Source organism: Streptacidiphilus neutrinimicus (genome assembly GCF_000787815.1).
GTDB lineage: Bacteria > Actinomycetota > Actinomycetes > Streptomycetales > Streptomycetaceae > Streptacidiphilus > Streptacidiphilus neutrinimicus.
In genome coordinates, this window is the sequence record NZ_BBPO01000088.1 from 1 (window position 1) to 25804 (window position 25804).

Here is a 25804-nt window from a genome sequence, read left to right on the forward strand (position 1 = left end):
GGCGCTCACGGCAGGGCGGCCGGTGCTCGACGAGGAGCCGACGAGCGTCGTCCGGGCCGAGCCAGGCCTGGAGGACTACCGCATGGGGGCGGTGATCGCGGTCCCGCTCTCCGCCCGGGGCACGGTGCTCGGTGTGGCGTCGTTCTACCGGTCCCTCGACGCCGGGCCGTTCCGCAGGGACGATCTGACGCTGGCCGAGGAGCTGGCGCACCGGGCGGCCGTCTGCCTCGACAACGCCCGCCGCTACACGCGGGAGCACTCGCTCGCCCTCACCCTGCAGCGCAACCTGCTGCCCCGGGCACTGCCCGAACTGCCCGCGATCGAGGTCGCGCACCGCTACCTGCCGGCCCAGGCGGGCGTGGGCGGGGACTGGTTCGACGTGATCCCGCTGTCGGGGGCGCGCGTCGCCCTGGTCGTGGGCGACGTGGTGGGGCACGGCATCCATGCCGCGGCGACGATGGGGCGGCTGCGCACCGCGGTGCGCAACTTCTCCGCTCTCGACCTGCCGCCGGAGGAGCTGCTCGGCCATCTGGACGCACTCGTCGACGCCATGGACCAGGAGGAGGGCGAGCTCGGCGGCTTCGGCATCATCGGCGCGACCTGTCTCTACGTCATCTACGACCCCGTCACCCACCACTGCACCCTGGCCAGCGCGGGCCATCCCTCTCCTGCGCTTCTGCTGCCGGACGGCACGGTCGGCTTCCCCGAGGTGCCGGCGGGGCCGCCGCTCGGCCTCGGCAGCACGCCGTTCGAGGCGGTCGAGTTCGCGCTGCCGGAGGGCAGCGAGATCGTCCTCTACACGGACGGCCTGATCGAGGACCGGGACCGGGACATCGACGTGGGCCTCGCCCGGCTCGCGGACGCGCTCGCGACCGCGCGAGCGGGTCGGGACCGCACGCCGGAGGCGCTGTGCACGGCCGTGGTGTCGGCGCTGTTACCGGAGCGGCCGCGCGACGACGTGGCGCTGCTGATCGCCCGGACGCGGGGCGTGAGCGGCGCGATGGTCGCGCGCTGGCCGGTGCCGCTGGAGCCGGCGGCCGTCGCCGGGCTGCGCGCGCAGGTGCGCGCGCGGCTGACCGACTGGGGGCTGGGCGAGCTCGCGGGAACGGTCGAACTCATGGTCAGCGAGCTGGTGACGAACGCGATCCGGCACGCCACCGGGCCCGTGGAGCTCCGCCTGCTGCGCGACCGGGGCCTGATCTGCGAGGTGGCCGACGGGAGCAGTGTCTCTCCCCGGATGCGTCGGGCACGTTCCGAGGACGAAGGGGGACGCGGCCTCTTCCTGGTCGCCCAGCTCGCCGAACGCTGGGGAACCCGCTTCACCAGCGGCGGCGGCAAGGTCATCTGGGCCGAGCTCAAGACCGGTGGCAAGTCGGCCAGGCCTGCCGCGCCACGGCCGCGGGCGGCCGGGTGACCTCCGAACGTCACGCCGGGCGAACCGGGTGTATAGGGTGAGGCATGGCAGAAATGATCTCCACGCAGGGTCCTGACCAGCCGTACCGTCCGAGCGGTCCCGCGGGAGCCGTGCGCGGCTCCGCCGCGTTCGCCTGGGCCGTCCGGCCCGAGGCGCCGGACGGCTCCGAGATCACTGCGGTCCGCCGCGTCAACCTGGCGGCCTTCCCCACCCCGAACGAGGCCGATCTCGTCGACGCGCTCCGGCAGGACCCAGGGGCTTGGACGCCGGGCTTCTCGGTGGTGGCCACCGCACCGGACGGAGAGGTCGTCGGCCACGCCCTGCTGACCCGGTGTCATGTGTCGGGCGCCCAGGCACTGGCCCTCGCCCCTGTCGCGGTCCTCCCGGCCTGGCAGCGGCGCGGAGCGGGCACGGCGATGATCCACGCGCTGCTGGACGCCGCCCACGCGGCCGGCGAACAGCTGGTGCTGGTGCTCGGCCACCCGGCCTACTACCCGCGCTTCGGCTTCGTCCCGGCCTCCGGCTACGGCATCAAGCCGCCGTTCGAGGTGCCGGACGAGGCGATGCTCGCCCTGGCCCTTGACCCGGGCCGCCCGGTCCCGGGCGGCGCGATCCGCTACGCACCCGCCTTCGGCGACTGACGGACCGCCGGACGGGCAGACCGCGGACCGAGTGCCGCCGACTGCCGCCCGGGGGCCGCCGACCGGCGACCGCCCGGGGGGGTCAGCTGTTGGGGGACTCGGCGTCGTCGGCGCTGCCGGTGGACTGGGCGGGGATCTGCGCCTTCGGGGTCACTGTCCCATCGGCGGCGGCGCCACCGACCGTGGCGGCTCCCGCCTCTCCCCTGGCCGGCTCCGCGCCCGCGCCCGCACCCGCACCCGCGCCCGCGGCAGGTCCGCTGCTCGCCGGGGGTACGGCCGCCACGGCTCCCGTGGCCGCCGTGACTGCTGAACTCCCGGCCGAAGCGGCCGCGTCCGCCGGATGCGCCGCGTTCGCCGTGCTCGGGGTGTCGCTCAGCGGGTGGGTGATGCTGCTGGTGTCGAGGAAGAGCGCGCTGAACGCCGCCGCGACGGCCACGAAGGCGGCAGGAGCATTGGTGTGACCGCTGCCGTGGACGACGAGCGCGAGCGCCGTCAGCAGCAGCGCGGCGCAGCCGACGACCGTCTGAATCCCCCAGAAGGCGTCCGTCCCTACGTTCCCGAGGCCCCCGCCCGAGCCGCCCGAGGCACCCGAGCCTCCTGGGGCGGCCGGTTCCGGGGCGACAGACGCGGGGGCGGCCGACGCGGACTTCCCGGCCGACGCGGCCTTCTTCGAGCCGCCGGGGTTGATCGCGGCGCCGAGCAGAGCCGCCGCGAGCGCACTGGACACCTGGCCGACCGAGGAGAGGTCGACCTTGCCCCCCTGCCAGGCGACGATCGTCATGATGACCATCAGGCCCAGATAGGCGACGGCCAGCGCGGCTCGGGCGAGCGTACGGGGCTTGGACACCAGGTCGACGAACATGCGTCAACCATGGTGCGGGACGTCCGGCCGCCACAATGCCTCATGGCATAACGATTTGACGGACCGTCGTCCGCTTGTGCTACGCGTCCGCCTGCGGGGTAGCCGACTCGATGATGTCGGCGCTGTCGCCCTCGAAGTCGAAGTGGTCCAGGGTGACCCCGTAACGTCTCGCCATCTCGTAGAGGTCGTGCGACTCCGTGACCACGACCTCCTCGCCGATCGGGTTGTTGAGCGCGTCGTGGGCCTGGGCGACGACATGGCGGGGCCCGATCTCGGTCTTGACCCAGACTCGGACCGATGTCCCGGATTGTCCCGTCATGATCCAATTATCCGTCCGCGCACACGGAAGCGCCAGCCCGACACGCGCAGTAGTCGAGGACTCAACGGTGTCCCCCGATCCGCGCCGCCATCCACGCCAGCGCCTCCTCGGCGGCGTCCGAGAGGACGGAGACGTGGCCCTGCCCCGGCCGCTCCCACCACTCCGCTCCAGGACAGCGACCCGCCAGCCAGGCGCCGTGAGCCGCCGGGACCATCCGATCGGCGGCGCCGTGGACCACCAGGGTCGGCGCGCCGATCCGGGCAGGATCGCAACCCCAGGGGCGGACGTAGGCGAGATCGTCGTCGACCATGCCGCCGACGCCGTTGGCCGTCGCCCGTTGGACCACGCCCATGAACCACGCCCACGGACCGGCGGAGAGCGCGGTGTGATCTTCCGGAGTGAAGATCTCGGGATCGAAATCTCCCTTGACGAGCAGGCTCTCCAGCTCCTCCGGGCCGACGAGGGCGGCCCGGAGCTCCGCCACGCCGCTGGGGTGCATGCCGGCGAACCAGTCGCCGCCCTCCTGCGCGAAGGCGTCGAGCGGGGCGAGCCCCGAAATGCTCACCACCGCGCTGACACGGTCGGGGAGCAGCGCGCCGCAGGCCAGGGCATGCGGACCGCCCCCGGAATGGCCCAGCACGGCGAAGCGCCCGACACCGAGCGCGTCCGCGACGACTGCGGCCTCCGCCGCCACCGAGGCGACGTCGCGCCCCTCGTGCCGGGTCGACCCACCGTAGCCGGGGCGGTCGTAGGCGATCCAACGCAGCCCGAGCCGCTCGGCGGCTGCGAAGAGCGGCTCCGGGGGCTCCCCGACATTGGGGGTGCCGTGATGCCAGAACACGACCGGGCGAGGCGCACCGTCGGCGGCCTCGCCGGTGTCGTAGACGTGCAGAGTGCGTCCGTCGCCCAGGGCGACGTCCCTTTCGGCCACCGTCGTCATGGGGGGAATCTAGCCACTCCCACCGACAACGGACCCGCGGTTCACGATTCAGCCGACCGCCGCGCCGGCCTCGACCAGCTTGGCGTAGGGGGCGTGCTTGCGCACGGCCTCGATGCTCTTCTCGCAGGCCTCACGCGACTCGAAGACCTCGCTCAGGGCGATGACCTCGCCCGTCGCCGCCTTCAGCGTGAACCGGTACTCCTGCGGCTTGTCCATGTGGACCTCGAACTTGCCGGGCATGCCCGCGCTCCTTCGTCCGTGTGTCTTCTGACCCTGACGTCGGTCACGCAGAGTTGCGAACCGACTACAGCTGAAGCTAGCGCCGATCGCCCGCCTCGGCATCCGGAGGCGCATTCGGGCGTTCCCGGGCGCTCCCGGGCGCCGCCTTCCCGGGTGCCTCCGGACGCACCCGGGAAGGCGGCACGAACAGAGCGCTCAGCTCCCGACGGGCAGCTGCAGCACCCCCGTCCCGCGCTTGACCAGCTCACCGGCGATGATCAGGCGCTGGATCTCCGAGGTGCCCTCCCAGATCCGGTCGACGCGCAGCTCCCGGTAGAGACGCTCGACGGGGTAGCTGCGGTCGTAGCCGCGACCGCCGAAGATCTGCACGCAGCGGTCGATGACCCGGCCGGACGCCTCGCTGGCCGAGAGCTTGGCGATGGCGGCCTTGGCGTGCAGGGTCTTGCGGTCGGTGTCCGGCTGGTCCGCCTCCCACGCCACCTGGTGGGTGTAGGCGCGGTGCACCGCGATGTCGGCGGCACTGTCCGCCATCATGCCCTGGACCAGCTGGAACGAGGCGATCGACTGCCCGAACTGCTCCCGTTGCACGGCCCAGTCCCGGGCCAGCTCCAGACCGCGCTCGGCCGCGCCGATGGTCCGGGCCGCGATCATCAGCCGCTCCTCGGTGAACCAGGAGCGGGTGATGTCGTAGCCGTTGCCGAGGCCGCCGAGTACGGCGTTCTCGGGGACCAAAACGTCGGTGAAGGTGAACTCGGGGTGCTCGTACACGAAGGTGTGCATGAACCGCGGCACCCGGGTCATCTCGATTCCCGGGGTGTCCTTGTCCACCAGGAACAGCGTCGGCGCCTTCTCCTCGCCCGCCGCGGCCAGCAGGATCATGAAGTCGGCGTGGTCGCCCACCGTGACGAACCACTTCTCGCCGTTGATGAGCCAGCCGCCGTCGGTGCGCGTCGCGGTGGTGGCGAGGTTCTGCGGGTCGGATCCGGCGCCCGGCTCGGTGACGGCGTAGCAGTCGCGCCGCTGCCCCTTGATGACCGGCACCAGGTAGCGCTCGCGCTGCTCCTCGGTGCAGAAGCGCAGGGCGTTGGCGGGGCGCCAGACCATGTCCCACAGCGCGCCGGTGAGCCGGCCCAGCTCCTCCTGGACGACGGCCTGCTCCAGGATGGCGAGTCCGGCGCCGCCCCACTCGGCGGGCATGTTGACGGCCTGCAGGCCGGCCTCCAGGACGGCGTCGCGCACGGCGTCGTGCACCTCACGCGGGAGGCCGTTGTTCTCCTCACAGCTCTGCTCGTACTTGGCGATGAAGTCCGTCAGCTCCCGGGCCTTGGCCTTGAGGGCGGCCTGACGGGGGGTGAGGCGGAAGTCCATGGTGCTCCTCGGCGAAACGCGAAACGGTGTGGGACAGCGGGTTGGCGGGGCTTCGGTACTGGCCTTCGGTACTGCCTTCGGTACTGCCTTCGGTACTGGCCTTCGGTGCGCGGCTTCAGTGCGCGCTCCCCGTGCGCGGTTTCGGCACCGGGCTTCAGTGCGTCGGCAGTTGGAGCGCACGCGTGCCGCGCTTGATGAGCTCGTTGGCGATGATCAGGCGCTGGATCTCCGAGGTGCCCTCCCAGATCCGGTCCACCCGAAGCTCGCGGTACATCCGCTCGACGGGGTAGCCACGGTCGTACCCGCGACCGCCGAAGATCTGGACGCAGCGGTCGACGACGCGTCCCGCGGCCTCGCTGGCGGCGAGCTTGGCCGTGGACGCCTTGGCGTGCAGGGTCTTGCGGTCGGTGTCCGGCTGGTCCGCCTCCCACGCCACCTGGTGGGTGTAGGCGCGATGCACCGCGATCTCGGCGGCGCAGTCCGCGAGCATGCCCTGGACCAGCTGGAACGAGGCGATCGACTGCCCGAACTGCTCGCGTCGTACCGCCCAGTCCCGGGCCAGTTCCAGCGCGCGCTCGGCCGCGCCGACCGTCCGGGCCGCGATCATCAACCGCTCGTCGGTGAACCACTCCTTGGTCAGTTCGTAGCCCTGGCCGACCTCGCCGAGCACGTCCTCGTCGGCGACGAAGACGTCGGTGAGGACGAACTCCGGGTGCCCGTTGACGGCGGTGTGCATGAAGTGCGGGACGCGGGACATCGTCACGCCCGGCGCCTGCTTGTCGACGAAGAACAGCGTGGCCGCCCGCTCCGGGCCCGCGTCGGCCTGGACGACGAGGAAGTCGGCGATGTCGCCGCAGGTGACGAACCACTTCTCGCCGTTGAGCAGCCAGCCTCCCTCGGTGCGGGTGGCGGTGGTGGTGCCCGAGGACGGATCGGATCCGGCGCCGGGCTCGGTGACCGCGAACGCGTCGAACTTCTCCGCGCGGATAATCGGCAGCAGGTACGTCTCGCGCTGCGCCTCCGTGCCGTGGACGAGCACGTTGGCGGGCCGCCAGGGAATGTCCCACAGGCAGTTGGTGACCTTGCCGAACTCCTCCTCGACGATCACCTGGTCCAGCAAGGAGAGGCCGGGCCCGCCGAACTCGACCGGCATGTTGATGGCGTAGACACCCGCGTCCATGGCGGCGCGGGTCAGCTCCCGGACCGTCTCGGCCGGCAGCGGGCCGCCTGCCTGCTCGGACTGGTCCTCGTAGCGCATCAGCAGCCGCGCGTAGTCGGCGGCGCGGCGCTTCAGGTCGGCCTGCTCGGGGGTGTAGCGGAAGTCCATGGGCGGTTCTCCTGCGTGAGCTGGGCGGGCGGGGTTGGAGGAACGGAGGGAGGAACGGCGTCAAGCAACGGAGATTTTCGAATCAGGCGAGGACGGCGCGGGAGTCGAGGGCGAGGGCGCCGCGTGGGGTCACCAGCAGCGGATTGACCTCCAGTTCGGCGATCTCGGGGTGGGCGGCCGCCACGGCGGTGATCGCGGCGACGGCCCGCGCGGCCGCCGCCACGTCGACGGCCGGACGGCCGCGGACGCCGTCGAGCAGCACCGCGCTGCGCAGTCCGCGCAGCAGCCGCTCGGCGTGTTCGGCGGTGACGGGGGCGAGTGCGAAGGCGACGTCACCGAGTGCCTCGGTGAGCACTCCTCCCAGGCCGACCATCGCGACCGGGCCGAAGCGCGGATCGCAGTTCACGCCGACGATGAGCTCGACCCCGTCACTCAGGTCGGCCATGGCCTCCACGGAGTAGGCGGGCGCCCCGAGGCGGGCGTGCATCTCGCGGTGGGCGGCGAGCAGCGCGTCCTCGTCGGCCAGGCGCAGCGCGACACCGCCGGCGTCGGACTTGTGCAGCAGATGCAGGGCCTTGAGGACGTAGGGGCCGGAGAACTGCCGCGCCGCGGCTGTCAGTTCCGCTTCAGAACAGATCTCGCGGGCGGGCGGGAAGGGGACCCCGGCGGCCGCCAGGAGGCGTCGGGTGGCGTGGTAGTCGGGGTCGGCGAGCGGCTCGGCCGCGGGCGGCAAGGGATGCACTCCCCCGCGGTCGGAGGCTCTCGGGGCGAGGGCGACGAGGGCGCGGGCGGCGTCCTCGACCGCCTCGTGGACCGGGACGCCGACGGCCGCCAGGACCCGGCAGCTCGCCGATTCCGGATACATCGACTGCAGCACCAGCGGCTTGCCGGCCAACGGAGCCAACGCCGCTATCGCCTCGGCCGCCGCGAGTTCGGCCCGCCCCAGAGCACCGCCCGTGCCACCGCCCCCACCGACCCCGCCGCCGTCACCGCCGCCGACCTGGCCACCGACCCCGCCGCCGTTGCCGCCACCGGGCTCACCGTCGACGTCACCGCCGCTGTCGCCCCCCAGGCCGCCCTCACCGGAGGCATAGCCGCCGAAGTAGCCCGTCAGGAGCACCGCGTCGACCTCGTCCGAGGCCAACAGTGCCCGCACGGTGTGCGCGTAGGACATCGGATCCCGCTCGCCCATGCCGGCCAGGTCGACGGGGTTCCCGACGGCGGACTGCTTCCACAGCAGTCCCGTCAACTCCCCTTGCAGCGGCGCGGACAGCTCGGGCACGGACAGCCCGGCGGCCTCGACCGCGTCCGCCGCGACGGCGCCGTGGCCGCCGCCGTCGGTGAAGACCGCGACGCGGCGGCCGCGGGCGCGCCGTCCCGCGTCCAGAGCGCCGAGCACACAGGCGAGTTCGCGGGGTGTGCGAGTCAGCTCGACGCCCGCGTCCCGGCACGCGGCGAGCACCACGTCGCTGGAGGTGGTGAGGGCGCCCGTGTGCGACTTGGCGCTGCGCGCGGCGGCGTCGCCCCGGCCGGCGGTCAGCAGCACGACGGGCTTGCCCGCCCGTGCGGCCGCTTCGGCGAAGGCGCGTCCGTCGCCGAAGTCCTCGGCGTAGACGGCGATGGCACGGGTGCCCTCATGCCGGGCGCAGTCCCGGACCAGGTCGACCAGCGTCACGTCGGCCTGGTTACCCAGGGAGACGAAGCGGGAGAAGCCCAGGCCCCGTGGTTCGAGCCGCAACTGCAGCTCCAGCGCCAAGTTGCCGCTCTGGCTGAGCAACGCGATGCCGCCGGAGGCGAACCGGTCGGACGCGAGGTAGAGCTCGGTGGTGTTGTCCGCGATGCCGAGGCAGTTGGGGCCCACCAGCAGCGCTCCGGCCGCCCGGACCTTCTCGGCGACGGCGCGCTGCCGGGCCAGGCCGTCCGCGCCCGTCTCGGCGAATCCGGCCGTGATGGCGACGATCGCGCGGGCTCCGCAGGCGAGCGCCTCGTCCACGGCCTCCTCGAAGCCCGTCGCCGGGACGCTCACCACGACCAGCTCGACCGGCTCACCGATCGCGCCCAGGCTGGCGGCGGCCTTCCGGCCGAGCACCGTGCCGCCGCGCCGGTTGACCAGGTGCAGCGGGCGTCGCCCGTTGGCGCGCAGGGCCTGGACGGCGATGGCGTGACCGTACTTGGCCGGGTCGTCGCTGGCGCCCAGCACCGCGACCGAGGAGGGCGCGAAGAGGGCGGTCAGGTCACGTCGCATCCGGTCACCGCTCCAGTCGCAGCGCGGTGTTGGGGCAGGCGTCGACGGCGGCCCGGGCGGCGGCCTCCTGATCGTCGGTCAGGTCGACGACCAGGAGGCGGGCGTAACCCCACTCGTCGAGGTCGATCAGACCGGGGGCTGGCGGCAGGCACTCTCCGTACCCCTGGCAGCGGGTGGAGTCGATGCGGAGTTTCATGGCGGGTTCCCTCTTCGGTGAGCGGTGGAACGGGAGAAGGAAAGGTTGAGCGGGAGAAGGAAAGAGGACGGGAGGAGGCTGGGAGGTCACCCGACGCCGGCGGACGCGCACGGCCGCGCCAGATTCGCCACGGCGCTGGCCGCGGCGGTGGCAACGGGCATCGGGACGGGGACGCGCAGGCGGCGACCGGCCTCCGGCGGCGTGGCGGCGCAGGCCTGACAGGGCGCGCGCCGATGGTCGTCGACGAGCTCTGGAAAGCCGGAGACCAGCGTGCTGGCCAGGCGTGCGGCGGCGTCCAGCAGCGCGCAGGCGCCGCGTCCGGGCAGGCCCTGCGCCCAACGGGCCAGATTGGCGAGGCCGTCGGCGTCGCAGCGGCCCTCGGCCAGGGCAGCGAGAGTGTCCCGCAGCGCCCGGGTGCCGGAGACGCAGACGCCGCACTGGCGGCTGCTCTCGGCCGTCAGGTGGTCGACGGCGTCGGCGGCCACCGAAACCGGGCACTCATCCGGACCGAGGAAGCGGATCGCGCCGCAGCCGAGGCCAGTGCCCGCCTCCGCGAGGCGGGACCGCTCCAGCGGCAGGTCCAGTACGGTCAGCGGAAGCAGCCCGCCGAAGAGCCCACCCATCAATACGGCCGACGGCTCGTCCCTCCTGTGCGTAGCGCAGAGTTGACGCAGCGTCGTGTCATAGCGGCGCTCGGTCAAAACCGGCGCGCCCCGGCCCCCCGACAGGGTCAGCAGAACCGTCTGCGCGGCACCGCTTCGCCCGGTCGACGCGGCGAGCAGCGCCGTCCGCGCCAGCGTCTCGACGTTCGCCACCAAAGTCGGCGCACCGCCGACGCCGCGCTCGAAGACACGCGGCGGCTTGGCCGTCGGCAGAGCCGGGCCGCCGTCGATGCGGCGCACCACCGCGCTTTCCTCCCCCGCGACATAAGCGGGTTCGGTGCGCACGACCTCCACGGCCAGCCCCGGCTCGCGCTCGGCGAGCGCCGCGCGGACACTGCGCTCGGCGGCGTGGTCGGACAGGTAGACGTAGGCACGGTCGGCCCCGGTGATCCGGGCCGCCCGGAGAAGGCCGTCCAGGACCAGGTGCGGACGGGCGCGCAGCAGCCAGCGGTCCTTGACCGAGCCGGGCTCCCCCTCCTCGCCGTTGGCGACGACGACGGGCGTTCCCGCGCCGTCGCGGACGGCACGGAGCTTGACCGCCGTCGGGAAGCCCGCGCCACCGTGGCCGCGCAGGCCGGCGGCCTCGACGCGGGCGAGCAACTCCTCGGGCTCGACCTGCGTGCGGTACCCGCCCCGGGCCAGGTAGGAGGCGAGGTCCTCGACCCGGTCCGGGCTCGGGCCCAGCACGGGCGCGGGGCCGCCGGACGGCGTGTGGATCACGGTCACGGTCATCGCCAACCTGTCTCTGGGTCGTGGGCGGCCGGGACCGGTCTCGCCTGCAGGTGGCGTAGCCGGTCGACGGCGCGGGTGAGCAGGGCCCGGTCGGCGGCGGCCTGGTCGTAGGCGGGGCCGGGCAGGCCGATCAGCATCTGGTGGTGGGCGAGCACGACCTCGCCTGCGACGAGTGCCGCCTCGACGTCGCCCGGGCCGGGCGGCCCTTCCCCGAGCGCGCCACCGGTCCCGAGCATGCCGCCGGCCCCGAGCGCGCCACCGGCCGCGACCTCGGCGACCAGCTCCGCGACTTCGTGCAGGTAGCCGAGCCAGCTGCGCCGGCTCCCGTGCAGGATCAGGCGCTCCACCCGCCGCCGTTCCGCCTCGATGCCATCGGCTCGACCGCTCCGACCGCGCAGCAGCGCCACCGCGTGGGGCAGCTCGCGCTCGGGCTCGGGGGTGAGTCCGAGCCAGGCGTTCCTGCGGGTTGCGTGCATGCCTGCCTCCGCGGTGGGACGGGGTGCGATGCCGAGGGGTCCGGCGGGCGCCGGACCGCGTGAGTGGAGCGTGAGTGGGGTGAGAGAAGTGCCGTGTCCGGGAGAAGGGGCGGCTCCTGGGATGGGACATCAGGAGCGCCGGCGTCGGCCGGGCGGCGTGTTCGCCACGGTACTGATCAACCAGTTAGTCAGCAAGTATTGACACCGAGGACGTGAAGGCGCAACCTTGCCGCACCGCTCGCTGAGCAGCCAGTCAGTCTCTGCCCCACCCAGGCCCCGCGCGATGAGCAGGAGCGCCATGCAGTCCGAACTGACCCGATCCGGTCCCCCTCACGCAGAGCCCGCCCCAGCGGCCCCCGACGGGGGTGCCGCCCCCGCCACGGCCCTGGCCGCCCGCTACTACACCGATCCCGCCGTCGCGACGGCCGAGACCGACCGCGTCTTCGCCCGCTCCTGGCAGCTGGTCTGCCACGAGTCGGACCTGCCGGGCCCGGGCGCCCGACTCTCCGCCTGGGCGGCCGGACGCGAGGTGCTGGTGGTCCGCACGGAGGACGGCGGCATCAAGGCCCACCTCAACGTCTGCCGCCACCGCGGCACCCGGCTGGTCTCCACTCCGGAGCCCTCCGGCAAGGCGATCCGCTGCCCGTACCACGGTTGGACCTACCGGCTCGACGGGAGCCTGGTCGGCGCGCCGGAGGCCCGGCAGATCCCCTGCCTCGACAAGGCGCAGCTCGGACTGTTCCCGGTGGCGGCCGAGTCCTTCCTCGGCTTCGTCTTCGTCAACGTCGACGGCCGTGCCAAGCCGCTGGCAGAGCAGTGCGCCGGGCTGAGCGACGCCGTCGGCCGCTACCTCGGCCCGGACCTGGTCCCGGTCGGCAAGTACCGGATCCACGACCGAGACAGCTTCGAGGTGCAGCAGGCCAACTGGAAAGTGGCCGTGGACAACTACCTCGAGGGCTACCACGTCCCGGTCGCCCACCCGGGCCTGATGCGACTGTTCGACTACCAGAACTACGTGGCCAGCGAGCTGCGCGAGTCCTACGCTCTGTTCCAGGTGCCGCTCCGGGACAAGCCCTCGTCGAACGTCGTCGAACGGCTCTACCAGAGGGTGACGTCCCCCATGCCGGGTCTGACCGAAGCCGACCGGCGGGTCTGGCGCTACGCGGTGATCTACCCCAACACCCTTCTCGACTTCTATCCTGACCATGTGCTCGCCTGGACCGCCATCCCCACCGCGCCCGACCGCGTGGCCGTGGGCGGCGCCTGGTACACCAAGCCCGGTGCCGGAGTCCGCACCGCCCTCGCCCGGCGCCTCAACATCCACATCGGCTGGATCACCAACGACGAGGACGCAGAACTGGTGGCGCGTGTCCAACACGGCCTCGGCACGCCGGGGTTCGAGCCCGGTCCGCTCTCGCGACGGGAATCGGCAGTAGGTTGGTTCGCCGAGCGGATCCGCGCCGACCTGGACGGCGTCGACGGCCCGGCCGCCCCGAACACCGACCCTCAGGAGTCCGCGTGAGCGCCGCGACCCGTCCCGTTCCGGCAACCGCGGCGGGTCGCCGCGCCAGCCACGAGGAGCGCACGGAGCACACGCGCCGGGTCATCCTGCTCGCGGCCTGCGAGACGATCGCCGAGGTCGGCTTCGAGAAGGTCCGGATGCGCATGGTGGCGGAGCGGGCCGGGGTCTCCTCAGCCCTGCTGCACTACCACTTCGAGAACCGCGAGAAGCTCTTCCTGGAAGCGCTGACCTTCTCCTACGAGCACGCGGGCGTCGAGGGCTACGCCGCCGAGCCGCCGGCGGAGCTGCCGCATACCTGGCGGCTGGGCCGCGTCATCGACGCCTGCCTGCCGATCGACACGGAGCTGCGCCGCGACTTCCTGCTCTGGCAGGAGCTGCACCTGCGCGCCGTTCGGGACGCGGACTCCCTCGGCGTGGCCCGGGACCTGTACGGCAACCTGCGCGACTGGATCGCCGGCGTCGTCCGCGACGGCCAGGCCGCGGGCGAGTTCGGCCCCTGCGACGTCGGCCGGCTCGCGGACCTGGTGATCGCGCTGACCAACGGCTACGGCACCCGGATCCTGATCGGCTCCTCCGCGACGGACGTCGCCGACGCCCGCGACCAGATCTGGTCCCTGGTCGCCCCGCAGCTCGGCGTCACCGCCCCCTTCCCGCTCTGACGTCCAACGGCAACTCCAGCCACCACAGCTGACGGCAGAACCCCTCACATCAGGCACCGTCCACCCGTACCGGCGTGGACGCCCCGGGTGCAGTCTCCCCTGATCAGAGCCGGGGCTGCAGCACACCCTCACCCCCTCGGTCACCTCCAACCGGCTCGCCCCGCCGGTCCACCCACCTGGAGAGGACACAGATGTCCGACCACCTCCCCCCGCTCTCCTCCAGACCCCGGTCCTCGCACGGACCCCAGCTCTCGCACGGACCCCAGCTGTCCCGCAGGTCCCTGCTCCGCGCGGGCGGCCTCGGCGCGCTCGGCCTGGGCCTCACCGGCTGCGGCTTCAGCCAGCCCGCGACCGCGACCCCCGCCCAGACCGACAAGCCCATCGAGATGAAGGTCGACGGACCGCTCGTCTACTTCAACTGGGCCGACTACATCGATCCCTCGGTGTTCTCCGGGTTCCAGAAGGAGTACGGGGTCAAGATCGTCCAGTCCAACTTCGACTCGATGCCGGGCATGGTCGCCAAGCTGGACGCCGGGAACAAGTACGACGTCATCTTCCCCTCCGCCAAGTACGCGCAGCGGCTGGCCCAGGCGGGGCGGCTGCGTGCCATCGACCACACGAAGCTGCGCAACGCCGAGCTGGTCTTCGGCAGCTACCCCTACTTCGAGGACCCCTGGTACGACCCGAGGTCCGCGCACACCGTGCCGTTCACGATGTACAAGACCGGCATCGGCTGGCGCCGCGACAAGCTCGGGGCGCTGACCGGCTCCTGGCAGGACCTGTGGGACGCGCAGTCCAGCGGCACGACCTTCCTCCTCGACGACGAGGACGAGGTGCTCGGCATGGCCGCGCTCAAGCTCGGCCTGGACCCGAACACGACCGCGCAGGGCGATCTCGACAGGATGACCTCGCTGCTGCAGACGCTCCGCCCCCACCTGCGCGGCTTCTCCAGCGACGACTACAACAACCTGCTCGACGGAACGGCCACCATGACGCAGGCCTGGAGCGGCGACATGGTCAGCGTCCTCAATCAGGCGAAGGACGCGACGCTCTACGGCTTCGAGGTGGCCAAGGAGGGATCGCCGATCAACTCCGACTGCTTCGCGATACCGGCGAACGCCGAGCATCCGGGCACGGCGATGCTCTTCATCGACTACCTGCTGCGGCCCGAGAACGCCATCAAGACCATCCAGTACCTCGGCTACCCGATGCCGGTCCACGGCACGGAGTCCGCCTACGCCGCGCTGGTCAAGCAGTTGCCGCAGTGCATGATCGAGCCGGGCGACCTCAAGCCCTCCCTCTACTTCCGCAATCCGAGCACGGCCGGCGCCCAGGCGCGCGACACCGCCTGGACCGACGTGAAGGCGGGCTGAGATGGCACTGCGCACGCCCGTCCGCACCGGCGACCCGACCGGCGGCCCCGCCGCCCGGCGGGAGAGGCGGGAGCGGCGGCCACGCCCCTCCGCCACCGGCGCCCGGATCTGGACCTGGCTCACCCTGCCGGGCACCGTTTGGATGTCGGTGTTCTTCGTCGCCTCCCTGCTGCTGGTGGCCGCGATCTCCTTCGGCACCACCGACGAGCTCGGCGATCCGAGGTTCGGCACCAACCTGGGCAACCTCAGGGCGCTCGCCGACCCGGCCTATCGCGACGTCATGGTCCGCTCGCTCGGCTACGCGCTGCTGACGTCGGTGATATGTCTCCTTGTCGCCTATCCGGTCGCCTACGCCGTGGCCCTGCACGCGGGTCGGTTCAAGAACGCGCTGATCGCCGCCATCGTCGTGCCGTTCTTCGCCAACTACCTGGTGCGGATGTACGGGTGGTCGGTGCTGCTCTCCGACGACGGGCCGGTGCTGCGGGTGCTGCGCGCGGTCGGGTTGGCCGGGGCCCACACCAAGATCCTCAACACCGGGTTCGGCGTCATCGCCGGTCTGGTCTACGGCTTCGTGGTCTTCATGATCATCCCGCTGTACGCCGCCATGGAACGCATGGACACCTCGCTGATCGAGGCCGGACGCGACCTGTACGGCGGGCCGCTGCGCACCTTCCTGTTCGTCACCGTCCCCGCCACCCGGCAGGGGGCGGGGGCCGGCGTGGTGCTGGTCTTCCTCCCGGCGATGGGCGACTTCGTCAGCGCGCAGTTCATGGGCGGACCGAACCAGATCATGATCGGCAACCTGATCCAGGACAAGTTCTTCGAGGGCCAGGACTGGCCCCTCGGCTCGGCGCTGACGATGGCACTGATGGCCGTGCTGCTGATCGCGATGTTCGGCTACCTGCGGCGCGCCCGCAAGGACGAGGCGGAGGCCAGCCGATGAACCCGACAGCCCCCGCTCCCCTGCGCGTTCCGCGCGGTCCTCGTCTTCCTCGTCTTCCTCGTCTTCCTCGTCTTCCTCGTCTTCCTCATCTTCCTCATCTTCCGCGCGGACGTCGCGGACCGCGCCGCAAGCCGGTCTTCGCGATCGCCGTCACCGTCGTCTTCTTCGTCCTGCTCTACCTGCCGATCGCCATGGTGGTGCTCTTCTCCTTCAACGCGCAGAAGTCGCTGACCGTCTTCAAGGGCTTCTCGCTGCGCTGGTACGAGGCGTTCTTCCACGACAACGTGCTGCTCGGCTCGCTCGGGATGAGCCTCGAGGTCTCCCTGGTGGCCATGGCCGGCTCGGTCGTGCTGGGCGTGGCGCTGGCCCTGGGCCTGGTCCGCAACAAGGGCCGGCTCGGGACCTACGCCGGGCTGATCATGATGGTCCCGCTGATCACCCCGGAGATCGTCACCGGCGTCGCCTCGCTGCTGCTCTTCAAGGGCCTCGGCATCACCCTGAACACCGGCACGGTGATGATCGCCGAAATCACCTTCTCCATCTCCTACGTCACCGTCATCCTGCGCTCCCGCGTCGCCGCGCTGAACCCGGAGGTGGAGGAGGCGGCGATGGACCTCGGCGCCACGCGCTGGCAGGCGCTGCGCCTGGTCACCCTGCCCGCGCTGCTGCCTGCCATCCTGGCCAGCGCCGTGCTGATCTTCGCGCTCGTCTTCGACGACTTCGTGCTCGCCTACTTCACCACCGGCGTCGACCCGCAGCCGCTCGCCGTCCGCATCTACTCCGCGATCCGCTTCGGCGTCGAGCCCACCATCAACGCCGTCGGGACGCTGATGCTGGCCGGCTCGATCACCCTCATCGGCCTCGCCCTGGCCATCCCGCGCCTCTTCGGCCGCCGCGGCGGCCTCGACCTCATTTCAGGGGAGTGACACCCATGACGCCGACCGCCGCGACCCCCGCCGTCTCCGCCGACACCACCGACGACACCGTCCCCGCCGTCCGACTCGACCACGTCAGCAAGGAGTTCAACGGCTCCCACGCGGTGCGCGACCTCGACCTGGAGATCGCGCCCGGTGAGTTCTTCTCCCTGCTCGGCCCCTCGGGCTGCGGCAAGACCACCACCCTGCGGATGATCGGCGGCTTCGCCGACCCGACCGAGGGGGCGGTGCTGCTCTCCGGCGAGGACGTCACCGCGCTGCCGCCGAACAGGCGCAACGTCAACACCGTCTTCCAGAGCTACGCCCTCTTCGACCACCTCAGCGTCGCCGACAACATCGCCTTCGGCCTCAAGCGCAAGGGCGTGCCGAAGCCCGAGATCGGCGAGCGGGTCGGCGCGATGATCGACCTGGTGCAGCTCGGCGGGATGGCCGAGCGCAAGCCGCGGACGCTCTCCGGCGGGCAGCGCCAGCGCGTGGCGCTGGCGCGGGCGCTGGTCAACCGGCCGGCCGTGCTGCTGCTCGACGAGCCGCTGGCCGCGCTCGACCTGAAGCTGCGGCGGCAGATGCAGGTGGAGCTCAAGCAGATCCAGCGCGAGGTCGGGATCACCTTCGTGTTCGTCACCCACGACCAGGACGAGGCGCTCACCATGTCCGACCGCGTCGCCGTCATGAACGGCGGCCGGGTGGAGCAGTGCGGCACGCCCGAGGACGTCTACGAACGGCCCGAGAGCCGGTTCGTGGCCGCCTTCATGGGCACCTCCAACCTGGTCAGCGGCGTCTACCGGGACGGCGCGGTGCAGTTGGAGGGCGGCCCGGCGCTGCCCGTGGGGCCGCGGCCCGGCGTGGGCGAGGGCAGCGTCGTGGACCTGTCGATCCGGCCGGAGAAGATCTGGCTCTCCGACTTCGAGCCCGGCATGCCCGTCGTCAACGGCGTCATCCGGGAGACGGTCTACTCCGGCCCCACCACGACCTACCTGATCGAGCTCGCGCCGGGCGTCACCGTCGCGGCGCTGGAGCAGAACACCGCCCGCGCCCGCATGGAGGACCGCTGGGAGGGCGGCGAGACCGTCGAACTCGGCTACGACCCGGACCACTGCCTGGTCCTGGGCCACTGAGCCCCGCAGACCCCCGTCCGCCGGCCCCGCCCGCGCGCCGTCCGCATCCGCGGCGCGCGCCGGGCCGCCCGCCGCCACCCACCAGCCACCAGCTCGCGAAGCCGCCCCGCGCCCCGCGCCTGTGCCCCGCCCCACTCCCCGCCGGAGGCCGAAGACGCGCGCCGCGCCGTCGGCCGATCCTTGGGTCCCCCGCCGGCCTCCGGCCGGGTCGACGACCGCAGGACGAGCCCGCAGCCGCTGAGAGAGGAACCGCATGAACCACGACGTCATCGTGCTCGGCGCCGGCCTGGCCGGGCTGAGCGCGGCCCGCGATCTGGCCGCCGCCGGGGTGGACGTCCTCGTCGTCGAGGCCCGCGACCGGGTCGGCGGACGGGTCGAGCAGCAGCAGCTGCCCGACGGCCGTCTGGTCCAGCTGGGCGGGGAGGTCGTCGGGCGCGCCCACAGCGCCTATCTGGGCCTGGTCGCCGAGTTGGGCCTGACGCTGATCCCGAGCTACGTCGCCGAACCGGGCCTGATCGCCCGGGCCACGCCGGAAGGCGTGTCGGCGGGCGATCCCCCGCACTGGTTCGGCGCCGACGACGAGGACGAACACCGTACGGCCACCGCCGAGTTCGTCGCCCTGGCCAAGACCGTCGACCCGGACGACCCGTGGTCGCACCCCGAGGCGGCCGCGCTCGACGCGCTCTCGGTCGGGGCGTGGCTGCGGTCCCGCAGGGCCCCGGCCGCCGTGGTGCGGCTGTGGGAGATCGGCGCGCTGGGGCTCGCCGACGGCTCGGTCGAGCGCACCTCGTTGCTGGCCGCGTTGCGCAAGCAGGCCGCCGTGCCGAGCGCGGGCCACTACGACTACGAGGACTGGGAGGGCCTGCGCGTCGCCGAGGGCTCGGCGACGGTCGCGCAGCGCATGGCCGAGGAGCTCGGCCCCCGGATCCGCCTGGGCGCGCCGGTGACCGCGCTCGACGTCCGGCCCGGCCGCTGCACGGTGCGCCTGCACGGTGGTGCGACGCTGACCGCGTCGGCGGTGGTCAGCGCGCTGCCCGCTGGGCCGTTGCGGGATCTCGCCGTCACCGGCGTCTCCGACGACCGGCTCGCCTCCCTGCACGCCCAACGCCACGCACTGGCGGCGAAGTTCGTGGCCGCCTACGGCGGGCCCTTCTGGCGGGAACGGGGGCTGAGCGGGCTGTCGGAGTGCGAGGGCGTGCTGGGCAGCACCTGGCCGCAGAGCACGGCCGTGCTGTCCGCGCTCGTCCCACCGGAACGGCTGGGCGTGCTGCTCGGCATGCCCGCTCACCTGCGCGAGCGCGAACTGCTGGCGCAGGTGGCGGAGTTGTACGGGCCCGAGGCCGAGTCTCCGCTGGCGACGTGGCTACGCTGCTGGGGCACGGACCCGTGGACGCAGGGCTATGTGACCCAGTGGGCGCCGGGGGACGTGGGGCGGGTCGGCCCGCTCCACGGCACGCACGAGCCGCCGTTCTACGTCTGCGGCTCCGACCAGTGGGTAGCCGGCTACATGGAGGGCGCCGTCCGTACCGGTCGGGCCACCGCCGAGGAGGCGCTGCGCCGTGGCTGACATGCGCTCACTTCCTGTGGTGCTCAACCACATCGGCGGCCATGACCGCCCGGCGGCCTGCGGGGCGGAGACCGTGCTGGTCGACCCGTCCACCGGACGCCCCCACGCCCGCGCCGCCCGCTCGGACGCGGCCGACGTGGACGCCGCCTGCGCCGCGGCCGAGTCGGCCTTCACCCGCTGGTCGCGGACGACGCCGGCCGAGCGCCAACGTGCGCTGCTGCGCCTCGCCGACACCCTGGAGTGGTACGCGGACGAGTTCGCCGCGGCCGAGACCGCCGACACCGGCAAGCCGCGTCTGGCCTTCCTCGCCGACGAACTCCTGGCCGTCACCGACACGTTGCGGTTTTTCGCGGGCGCGGCCCGGGCGCTGCCCGGGAGCGTCGCCGCCGAGTACACCGAGGGCCGCACCTCGCTGCTGCGCCGCGAGCCTCTGGGCGTCTGCGCGCAGATCACGCCGTGGAACTACCCGCTGATGATGGCGGTCTGGAAGCTCGCCCCGGCCCTCGCGGCGGGCAACACGGTGGTGCTCAAGCCCGCCGACACCACCCCGTCGTCCTCGGCGCTGCTGGCTCGCCTGGCCGCCGAGCACCTGCCGCCCGGGGTGCTCAACGTCGTCTGCGGCGACCGGTCCACGGGCGCGGCGCTGGTCGCCCACCCGACGCCCGCCATGGTGGCGGTCACCGGCAGCGTCCGCGCGGGGCGCGAGATCGCCGCGGCCTGCGCCGCCGACCTCAAACGCCTGCACCTCGAACTCGGCGGCAACGCACCGGTCCTGGTCCACGCGGACGTGGACGTCGAGGCGACGGCGGCGGCGTTGGCGGACGTCGCCTTCTACAACGCCGGCCAGGACTGCACCGCGGCGACCAGGCTGCTGGTGCACCGGAGCGTCCAGGACGCGTTCCTGTCCGCCTTCGCGCAGCACGCCGCCAAGCTCCGCACCGGCGGGCCCGACGAACCCGACGCCGCCTTCGGGCCGTTGAACAGCGCCGCCCAACTGGCCCGTGTCCAGGGCCTGCTGGACCGGCTGCCGGCCCATGCGGAGATCGTCACGGGCGGCCGTGCGGTCGCCGGGGAGGGCTTCTTCCACGAGCCGACGGTGGTGGCCTCGGTGCGCCAGGACGACGAGATCGTGCAGGAGGAGGTGTTCGGCCCGGTCGTCACCGTGCAGCCCTTCGCGGACGAGGCGGAGGCGCTGCGTCTGGCCGACGGAGTCCGCTTCGGCCTCGCGGCGAGCGTCTGGACACGCGACATCGACCGGGCCATGCGGGCGACACGGGCCCTGCGGACCGGCATCGTCTGGGTCAACACGCACGGCACCACCGTCTCCGAGATGCCGCACGGCGGCCGCGGCCAGTCCGGCTACGGCAGCGACCTGTCGATGACGGGGCTGCTGGAATACACGCAGGCCAAGCACGTGATGGTCTGACCGGGACGGCGAAGGCCGCCGACCGGAGGGGGTCGGCGGCCTTCGTCTCGTGCGGAGCCGGGCGGCTCAGGTCACAGGATCGCGCCCGGACGATACTTCGCCGCCTCCGGGTGACGGGCGGTGACCTGCTCGACGCGGGAGACGACCTCGCCGACCTGAGCGGCGGCCGCACCCGTGAAGGAGAGCTTGTCGGCCAGCAGCGCGTCCAGCGCGGCGCGGTCCAGCGGAATGCGCTCGTCCGCCGCCAGGCGGTCCAGCAGCTGGTTCTCGCGCACGCCCTGACGCATGGCCAGCGCCGAGCCGACGGCGTGCTCCTTGATCGCCTCGTGGGCGGTCTCGCGACCCACACCGGACCGCACCGACGCCATGAGCACCTTGGTGGTGCCGAGGAACGGCAGGTAGCGGTCCAGCTCGGCGGCGATGACGGCCGGGAACGCGCCGAACTCGTCGAGCACGGTCAGGAAGGTCTCGACCAGGCCGTCGAAGGCGAAGAACGCGTCCGGCAGCGCGACGCGGCGCACGACCGAGCAGGAGACGTCGCCCTCGTTCCACTGGTCGCCGGAGAGCTCGGAGACCATGGAGGCGTAGCCGCGCAGGATCACGGCCAGGCCGTTGACGCGCTCGCAGGAGCGGGTGTTCATCTTGTGCGGCATCGCGGAGGAGCCGACCTGGCCCTCCTTGAAGCCCTCGGTGACCAGCTCGATGCCGGCCATCAGCCGGATCGTCTTGGCCAGCGAGCCCGGCGCGCCGGCCAGCTGGACGAGCGCGGAGAGCACGTCGTAGTCGAGCGAGCGCGGGTAGACCTGGCCGACGCTGGTGAAGCCGTGGTCGAAGCCGAGGTGTCCGGCGACACGCCGCTCCAGGTCCGCGAGCTTGGCGGCGTCGCCGCCGAGCAGGTCCAGCATGTCCTGGCTGGTGCCGACCGGGCCCTTGATCCCGCGCAGCGGGTAACGGGCGATCAGCTCCTCCAGCCGGGTGAAGGCGACGAGCAGCTCGTCGGCGGCGGTGGCGAAGCGCTTGCCGAGGGTGGTGGCCTGGGCGGCGACGTTGTGGGAGCGGCCGGCCATGACGAGCTCGCCGTGCTCGGCGGCGAGCTGGGCGAGGCGCGCGAGCAGTGCCACGGTGCGGTCGCGGACGTGCTCCAGCGACTGCTTGATCTGCAGCTGCTCGACGTTCTCGGTCAGGTCGCGGGAGGTCATCCCCTTGTGGACCTGCTCGTGGCCGGCGAGGGCGTTGAACTCCTCGATCCGCGCCTTCACGTCGTGCCGGGTGACACGCTCGCGCTCGGCGATGGAGGCGAGGTCGACCTGGTCGATCACCCGCTCGTAGTCGGCGACGGCTCCGGCGGGCACCTCGATCCCCAGGTCGGCCTGGGCCTTCAGCACGGCCAGCCACAGCTGCCGTTCGAGGACGACCTTGTGCTCGGGGGACCACAGCCGCGCAAGCTCGCCGGAGGCGTAGCGGGCGGCCAGGACATCGGGGATGAAGGGCTTGGCGCTCACGCTGGGCAATTCTAACGTGCAGCTCAGCGGGGCGGCGCACCCGCCCACGGCCGCGCGGCGGCCGCATACCGGCGCGGGGCGCCCCGGCCCCGGCCGCCGGAAGGCCTGCCCGTGCTCTGCTCCGACCCGGCGGCCCGCAGGCGGCGCGGCCTGGCGGCGGGGCGGGCGGTGCACTTCCGCGGCCGGCCCGACGGCTGTTCCGCGCCGACGGCGGCGAGATCGCGGCGCCGCGCTACCTGCAGCCGATCTCGCAGCCCCGGGGCAGCGAACACCGCACCGTCGGCGGCCAGGCCCCGGTGGGCGAGACACTCGTGCACGACGGCCGGCCCGACGGCTGTTCCGCGCCGACGGCGGCGTCCGCTACGTCCCCAAGGCCGCGCCACCGACCTCACCGCCGTCCCTTCCCGAAGCCGCAGCGAACTTCTCAGCTACGCCGAAAGCCGCCGCCGCTCCCCCGGCCGCCAGGGGCGGCTAGCTCGCTAGGGCCGCCCGGCGGATCTGCGGATGCGGGCCTCGATGCCGTCGAGGGCCAGGTCCAGGCTCTCGGTGAAGTTGTAGTCCCGCTTCGCGGCCATCGTCTCGCCCGCCTGCGGGGCGAGGATGCGGTCCGCGTTGTCGACGTGCCGGCGGTCGACCTCGGTCGCGAGGCCGACCACCGCCTCGTGGTACTGCTCCTCGCTCAGTCCGGACTCGCGCACGCGGATCAACTGCTGGGCCTCGGAGGTGGCGAAGCCGTAGACGAACTGGAAGAGCAGCCCGAGCGCGCCCGCGTACTGCTCGCGCGGCAGGCCGGTGCGCTCCGCCGCCGCGATCGCGCTGGTGGAGAAGAACAGCGCGTGCGGGCCGAGCGGCAGGACCTCGCCCGCGACGCGGGTGGCCCACAGGTGGCGGCGGTAGAAGTCGCGGTACTCGTGGGCCATGACACGCAGGTGCTCGCGCCAGTCGCTGTCCTCGCCGAACGGCGGGATCCGCATCTCCCCGAGGGCCTCGTCGAGCGCGAGCTCCAGCAGCTCGCCCTTGTTGTCGACATACCAATACACAGACATCGGGGTGACGCCGAGCTCCGACGCCAGGCGGCGCATGGAGAACTTCTGGTCCCCCTCGGCGTCGAGCAGCTCGATCGCGGCCCGGACGATGCGCTGGCGGGAGAGCCCGCTGGGCGCGGTGCCCCGCTTCCGTTCCCGTGGAGGCCTGACCCAGACGCTGACCTGCGGCGCGGCAGCGGGATTGGGCGGCGTGGACTTCTGCGGGGCCATGCGGCGATCGTAGTGCCGACGGTCGGCGCTCACGGCTCGCGCCGCCGGTCAGACGGCCGTGGCGGGCTCGGACTCGGCGGGACCGGGGACGGATCCGCCGCCCGCGGGCGTGCCCGTGATGGCCCGGCCGATCAGCCAGGCGGCCAGCAGGCCGCCGAGCAGGACCGCCACGGCGCCGATCAGCTGAGCACTGGTCAGGCTGTCCGCGAAGCCGTTCGCGACCTGGTGCGCGCGGTCCGGGCCGGCCGTGGCCAGCGCCTCGGGCAGGGAGCGGGCCGCGTCCTTCGGCATGCCGTGGGGCAGCGACGCCGCGAACCCGGCGGTCAGCACCGCGCCGAGGACGGCGACCCCGAGGGAGTTGCCGAGCTCGCTGAGGGTGCCCATCAGGCCCGAGCCGACACCGGCCTTCTCCGGCGGGATGGAGCTCATGACCGCGCCGGCCATGGCGGGCTGCGCGCAGGCGACTCCCGCGCCCATCAGCACCAGGCCGAGCAGGATGCCCAGGTACTCACCGTGGCGGCCGAGCACGGCGATCGCCGCCAGACCGCCCGCCATCAGGCTGAGGCCGGAGGCGATGGCGACCGGGCCGGGCAGCTTCGCGGTGACCCGCATGCCGGTGCCGGTGAGGTTCAGCAGCACGATGGTGAGCGCCATCGGCGCGGTGCGCAGACCGGCCTCCAGCGGCCCGTAGCCAAGGACGAACTGCAGGTGCTCGGTGAGCAGGAAGAGCGAGCCGCCCATGCCGAAGGAGACCAGCACGCCGCCCGAGATCGCGCCCCGGAAGCGCGCGTTGCGGAAGAAGGACATGTCCAGCAGCGGGTGGGGCGTGCGGCGCTCCCAGAGCACGAAGAGGGCGACGAAGACGACCCCGATCGCGCCCGGTACGAGGGTGCGGCCCGAGGTCCAGCCGTAGCCGGGGCCCTGGATGATCGCGTAGACGACGGAGACCAGGCCGACGATGGACAGCAGCGCGCCGAGCAGGTCCGGCCGCTCGCCCTGCGGGTCCTTGGACTCGGGAACGTACCGGGCGACGGCCAGCAGGCCGATCACGCAGATGGGCAGGTTGACGACGAAGACCGAGCCCCACCAGAAGTGCGCCAGCAGCGCGCCGCCGATGATGGGCCCGAGGGCGAACCCCAGCGAGCCGACGCCCATGGCGGCGCCCATGGCCTTCGGCTGCTCCTCCGCGTCGAAGGTGCGCACGACCAGCGCGATGGTGGTCGCGAGCAGCAGACTGCCGCCGACGCCCATGCCGAAGCGGGCGGCGATCAGCTCGCCGGGCGTGGACGCGAGCGCGCCGCCGAGGGAGCCGAGGCCGAACAGCCCGAGGCCGATCATCTGCACGAGCTTGCGCCCGTACCGGTCGGCGAGGCCGCCGGCGGCGATCAGCATGCCCGCCTGCGCGAGCGAGTAGGCGCCGATGACCCACTGCGTCTGCGCGGTGGTCGCGCCGAGCTGCTTGGTGAGCGAGGGCACGGCGACGTTGAGCACGGTGTTGTCGAGGATCACGACGAGCTGCACCAGGCAGATCACGGCGAGGATCAGCCAGCGGTCGGCTCTCCGCTCGGCAGGCGCGGGCACGGCGGCGGTCACGGAACGTCTCCTTGTACGGTGTATAAGACTTGTACACCGTAGAAGAACCGCGCACGGGCCGCCACCGTTTTTTCAGACCGCTGGCGTAGGGCGGGGTCGGCCTGGCCTGCTCGCCGCTGCTCCTCGTGAGACGTCAGTCCCGGGCGACCGGCCGGCGTCGACGTGCCTTCAGCCGCAGCTGCGGCCGCGCGGTGCCGAAGCGGCCCTGTTGACGCTCGTGTTGAGACGATGTCGACCTTGTGCGAGTGGCCCGGCTGCGTCATGGCGTAGGTTCCCGACGAGGCACGACGACGGGGAACGGGGACACGGCATGAATGACGGTACGGGCCGAACCGGCAATCGGCCGCGGCGGCGGACAAGCGGTCTGCGGACCGTGGCCGGGGCGAGGGCCGGGGCGGTGGCCGCGGCGCTTGCGCTCGCGGCGGCAGGCTGCGCCGCGTCCGGCGCGGGCAGTGGCGGGCCGGGCGGCGGGCCGACCGGTTCTGCCGCGG

Annotated in this window: 23 protein-coding genes; 10 read left to right on the forward strand and 13 right to left on the reverse strand. The window is 72.8% G+C overall.

The window, feature by feature from the left end; all coding sequences use genetic code 11:
• Both TR48_RS33480 and TR48_RS33485 read left to right on the forward strand, forming a co-directional pair.
• Window positions 1-1414: ATP-binding SpoIIE family protein phosphatase (locus tag TR48_RS33480; RefSeq protein WP_152628325.1), on the forward strand; the 1414-nt coding region annotated here is incomplete at its 5' end.
• A 44-nt stretch (window positions 1415-1458) separates the two neighbouring features.
• Complete coding sequence (locus tag TR48_RS33485) at window positions 1459-2055, forward strand: GNAT family N-acetyltransferase (protein ID WP_152628326.1); 597 nt, start codon at window positions 1459-1461, stop codon at window positions 2053-2055.
• A gap of 82 nt (window positions 2056-2137) precedes the next feature.
• On the opposite strand, the gene TR48_RS33490 is transcribed toward TR48_RS33485, so the two are convergent.
• From TR48_RS33490 to TR48_RS33535, 10 genes are all read right to left on the reverse strand, one after another.
• The gene (locus tag TR48_RS33490; RefSeq protein WP_042374228.1) at window positions 2138-2917 is read right to left on the reverse strand and encodes a hypothetical protein; all 780 of its coding nucleotides are present in this window, start codon (window positions 2915-2917) and stop codon (window positions 2138-2140) included.
• A gap of 79 nt (window positions 2918-2996) precedes the next feature.
• Window positions 2997-3236 (reverse strand): hypothetical protein, encoded by a 240-nt coding sequence (locus tag TR48_RS33495; RefSeq protein WP_042374230.1) that lies wholly within the window; start codon window positions 3234-3236, stop codon window positions 2997-2999.
• A gap of 61 nt (window positions 3237-3297) precedes the next feature.
• Window positions 3298-4176 carry an alpha/beta fold hydrolase gene (locus TR48_RS33500; protein ID WP_042374232.1) on the reverse strand — a complete coding sequence of 293 codons (879 nt, stop codon included), beginning with the start codon at window positions 4174-4176 and terminating at the stop codon, window positions 3298-3300.
• Window positions 4177-4224: 48 nt separating this feature from the next.
• On the reverse strand, window positions 4225-4416 hold the full coding sequence (locus TR48_RS33505; protein ID WP_042374233.1) for a YegP family protein: 192 nt from the start codon (window positions 4414-4416) through the stop codon (window positions 4225-4227).
• Between the two features lie 195 nt (window positions 4417-4611).
• Window positions 4612-5784: an acyl-CoA dehydrogenase family protein gene (locus TR48_RS33510; protein WP_042374234.1), complete on the reverse strand. Its 1173-nt coding sequence runs from the start codon at window positions 5782-5784 to the stop codon at window positions 4612-4614.
• Between the two features lie 154 nt (window positions 5785-5938).
• Window positions 5939-7111, reverse strand: coding sequence for an acyl-CoA dehydrogenase family protein (locus TR48_RS33515; protein ID WP_042374235.1), 1173 nt, complete (start codon window positions 7109-7111; stop codon window positions 5939-5941).
• An 82-nt stretch (window positions 7112-7193) separates the two neighbouring features.
• Window positions 7194-9356: an acetate--CoA ligase family protein gene (locus tag TR48_RS33520; protein WP_042374236.1), complete on the reverse strand. Its 2163-nt coding sequence runs from the start codon at window positions 9354-9356 to the stop codon at window positions 7194-7196.
• A 4-nt stretch (window positions 9357-9360) separates the two neighbouring features.
• Window positions 9361-9552, reverse strand: coding sequence for a ferredoxin (locus TR48_RS33525; RefSeq protein WP_042374237.1), 192 nt, complete (start codon window positions 9550-9552; stop codon window positions 9361-9363).
• 86 nt (window positions 9553-9638) lie between these two features.
• The gene (locus TR48_RS33530; protein WP_042374238.1) at window positions 9639-10946 is read right to left on the reverse strand and encodes an NADH-ubiquinone oxidoreductase-F iron-sulfur binding region domain-containing protein; all 1308 of its coding nucleotides are present in this window, start codon (window positions 10944-10946) and stop codon (window positions 9639-9641) included.
• Entirely contained in the window at window positions 10943-11422 is a 480-nt protein-coding gene (locus TR48_RS33535; protein ID WP_042374239.1) for a hypothetical protein, read from the reverse strand. The genes TR48_RS33530 and TR48_RS33535 overlap by 4 nt, the downstream gene beginning before the upstream one ends.
• Window positions 11423-11720: 298 nt before the next feature.
• Here TR48_RS33535 and TR48_RS33540 point away from each other — a divergent pair, with 298 nt between their 5' ends.
• The 8 genes from TR48_RS33540 (at window position 11721) to TR48_RS33575 (ending at window position 20962) form a co-directional block, all read left to right on the forward strand.
• Window positions 11721-12944, forward strand: coding sequence for an aromatic ring-hydroxylating oxygenase subunit alpha (locus tag TR48_RS33540; protein WP_084729975.1), 1224 nt, complete (start codon window positions 11721-11723; stop codon window positions 12942-12944).
• The gene (locus TR48_RS33545; RefSeq protein WP_042374241.1) at window positions 12941-13603 is read left to right on the forward strand and encodes a TetR/AcrR family transcriptional regulator; all 663 of its coding nucleotides are present in this window, start codon (window positions 12941-12943) and stop codon (window positions 13601-13603) included. Before TR48_RS33540 ends, TR48_RS33545 begins: the two co-directional genes overlap by 4 nt.
• 191 nt (window positions 13604-13794) lie before the next feature.
• The gene (locus tag TR48_RS33550; RefSeq protein WP_084729976.1) at window positions 13795-14976 is read left to right on the forward strand and encodes a polyamine ABC transporter substrate-binding protein; all 1182 of its coding nucleotides are present in this window, start codon (window positions 13795-13797) and stop codon (window positions 14974-14976) included.
• A 1-nt stretch (window position 14977) separates the two neighbouring features.
• Window positions 14978-15919, forward strand: a complete 942-nt coding sequence (locus TR48_RS33555) for an ABC transporter permease (protein WP_042374243.1) — start codon at window positions 14978-14980, stop codon at window positions 15917-15919.
• Entirely contained in the window at window positions 15916-16845 is a 930-nt protein-coding gene (locus TR48_RS33560) for an ABC transporter permease (protein ID WP_084729977.1), read from the forward strand. Before TR48_RS33555 ends, TR48_RS33560 begins: the two co-directional genes overlap by 4 nt.
• A 5-nt stretch (window positions 16846-16850) precedes the next feature.
• Window positions 16851-17969 (forward strand): ABC transporter ATP-binding protein, encoded by a 1119-nt coding sequence (locus TR48_RS33565; RefSeq protein WP_042374244.1) that lies wholly within the window; start codon window positions 16851-16853, stop codon window positions 17967-17969.
• Window positions 17970-18222: 253 nt separating this feature from the next.
• Window positions 18223-19536: a flavin monoamine oxidase family protein gene (locus tag TR48_RS33570; protein ID WP_042374245.1), complete on the forward strand. Its 1314-nt coding sequence runs from the start codon at window positions 18223-18225 to the stop codon at window positions 19534-19536.
• A 1-nt stretch (window position 19537) separates the two neighbouring features.
• Window positions 19538-20962, forward strand: coding sequence for an aminobutyraldehyde dehydrogenase (locus TR48_RS33575; protein WP_042374246.1), 1425 nt, complete (start codon window positions 19538-19540; stop codon window positions 20960-20962).
• 71 nt (window positions 20963-21033) lie between these two features.
• Here TR48_RS33575 and purB read toward each other — a convergent pair whose 3' ends face one another.
• From purB to TR48_RS33590, 3 genes are all read right to left on the reverse strand, one after another.
• On the reverse strand, window positions 21034-22473 hold the full coding sequence (purB, locus tag TR48_RS33580; RefSeq protein WP_042374247.1) for an adenylosuccinate lyase: 1440 nt from the start codon (window positions 22471-22473) through the stop codon (window positions 21034-21036).
• Window positions 22474-22943: 470 nt separating this feature from the next.
• A complete protein-coding gene (locus TR48_RS33585) occupies window positions 22944-23720 on the reverse strand; it encodes a TetR/AcrR family transcriptional regulator (protein ID WP_042374248.1) in 777 nt (258 codons plus the stop codon).
• Window positions 23721-23768: 48 nt separating this feature from the next.
• Complete coding sequence (locus tag TR48_RS33590; protein WP_439654518.1) at window positions 23769-25301, reverse strand: MFS transporter; 1533 nt, start codon at window positions 25299-25301, stop codon at window positions 23769-23771.
• Window positions 25302-25804 lie beyond the last annotated feature (503 nt).

Bases quoted from the DNA above. Each gene is read 5' to 3' on its own strand.
- TR48_RS33575 (WP_042374246.1), top strand. From the start codon at position 19,538: ATGCGCTCACTTCCTGTGGTGCTCAACCACATCGGCGGCCATGACCGC.
- TR48_RS33490 (WP_042374228.1), bottom strand. From the start codon at position 2,917: ATGTTCGTCGACCTGGTGTCCAAGCCCCGTACGCTCGCCCGAGCCGCG.
- TR48_RS33520 (WP_042374236.1), bottom strand. From the start codon at position 9,356: ATGCGACGTGACCTGACCGCCCTCTTCGCGCCCTCCTCGGTCGCGGTG.
- TR48_RS33500 (WP_042374232.1), bottom strand. From the start codon at position 4,176: ATGACGACGGTGGCCGAAAGGGACGTCGCCCTGGGCGACGGACGCACT.
- TR48_RS33555 (WP_042374243.1), top strand. From the start codon at position 14,978: ATGGCACTGCGCACGCCCGTCCGCACCGGCGACCCGACCGGCGGCCCC.
- TR48_RS33585 (WP_042374248.1), bottom strand. From the start codon at position 23,720: ATGGCCCCGCAGAAGTCCACGCCGCCCAATCCCGCTGCCGCGCCGCAG.
- TR48_RS33485 (WP_152628326.1), top strand. From the start codon at position 1,459: ATGGCAGAAATGATCTCCACGCAGGGTCCTGACCAGCCGTACCGTCCG.
- TR48_RS33505 (WP_042374233.1), bottom strand. From the start codon at position 4,416: ATGCCCGGCAAGTTCGAGGTCCACATGGACAAGCCGCAGGAGTACCGG.
- TR48_RS33515 (WP_042374235.1), bottom strand. From the start codon at position 7,111: ATGGACTTCCGCTACACCCCCGAGCAGGCCGACCTGAAGCGCCGCGCC.
- TR48_RS33565 (WP_042374244.1), top strand. From the start codon at position 16,851: ATGACGCCGACCGCCGCGACCCCCGCCGTCTCCGCCGACACCACCGAC.
- TR48_RS33550 (WP_084729976.1), top strand. From the start codon at position 13,795: ATGTCCGACCACCTCCCCCCGCTCTCCTCCAGACCCCGGTCCTCGCAC.
- TR48_RS33535 (WP_042374239.1), bottom strand. From the start codon at position 11,422: ATGCACGCAACCCGCAGGAACGCCTGGCTCGGACTCACCCCCGAGCCC.
- TR48_RS33525 (WP_042374237.1), bottom strand. From the start codon at position 9,552: ATGAAACTCCGCATCGACTCCACCCGCTGCCAGGGGTACGGAGAGTGC.
- TR48_RS33570 (WP_042374245.1), top strand. From the start codon at position 18,223: ATGAACCACGACGTCATCGTGCTCGGCGCCGGCCTGGCCGGGCTGAGC.
- TR48_RS33530 (WP_042374238.1), bottom strand. From the start codon at position 10,946: ATGACCGTGACCGTGATCCACACGCCGTCCGGCGGCCCCGCGCCCGTG.
- TR48_RS33560 (WP_084729977.1), top strand. From the start codon at position 15,916: ATGAACCCGACAGCCCCCGCTCCCCTGCGCGTTCCGCGCGGTCCTCGT.
- TR48_RS33510 (WP_042374234.1), bottom strand. From the start codon at position 5,784: ATGGACTTCCGCCTCACCCCCCGTCAGGCCGCCCTCAAGGCCAAGGCC.
- TR48_RS33495 (WP_042374230.1), bottom strand. From the start codon at position 3,236: ATGACGGGACAATCCGGGACATCGGTCCGAGTCTGGGTCAAGACCGAG.
- TR48_RS33540 (WP_084729975.1), top strand. From the start codon at position 11,721: ATGCAGTCCGAACTGACCCGATCCGGTCCCCCTCACGCAGAGCCCGCC.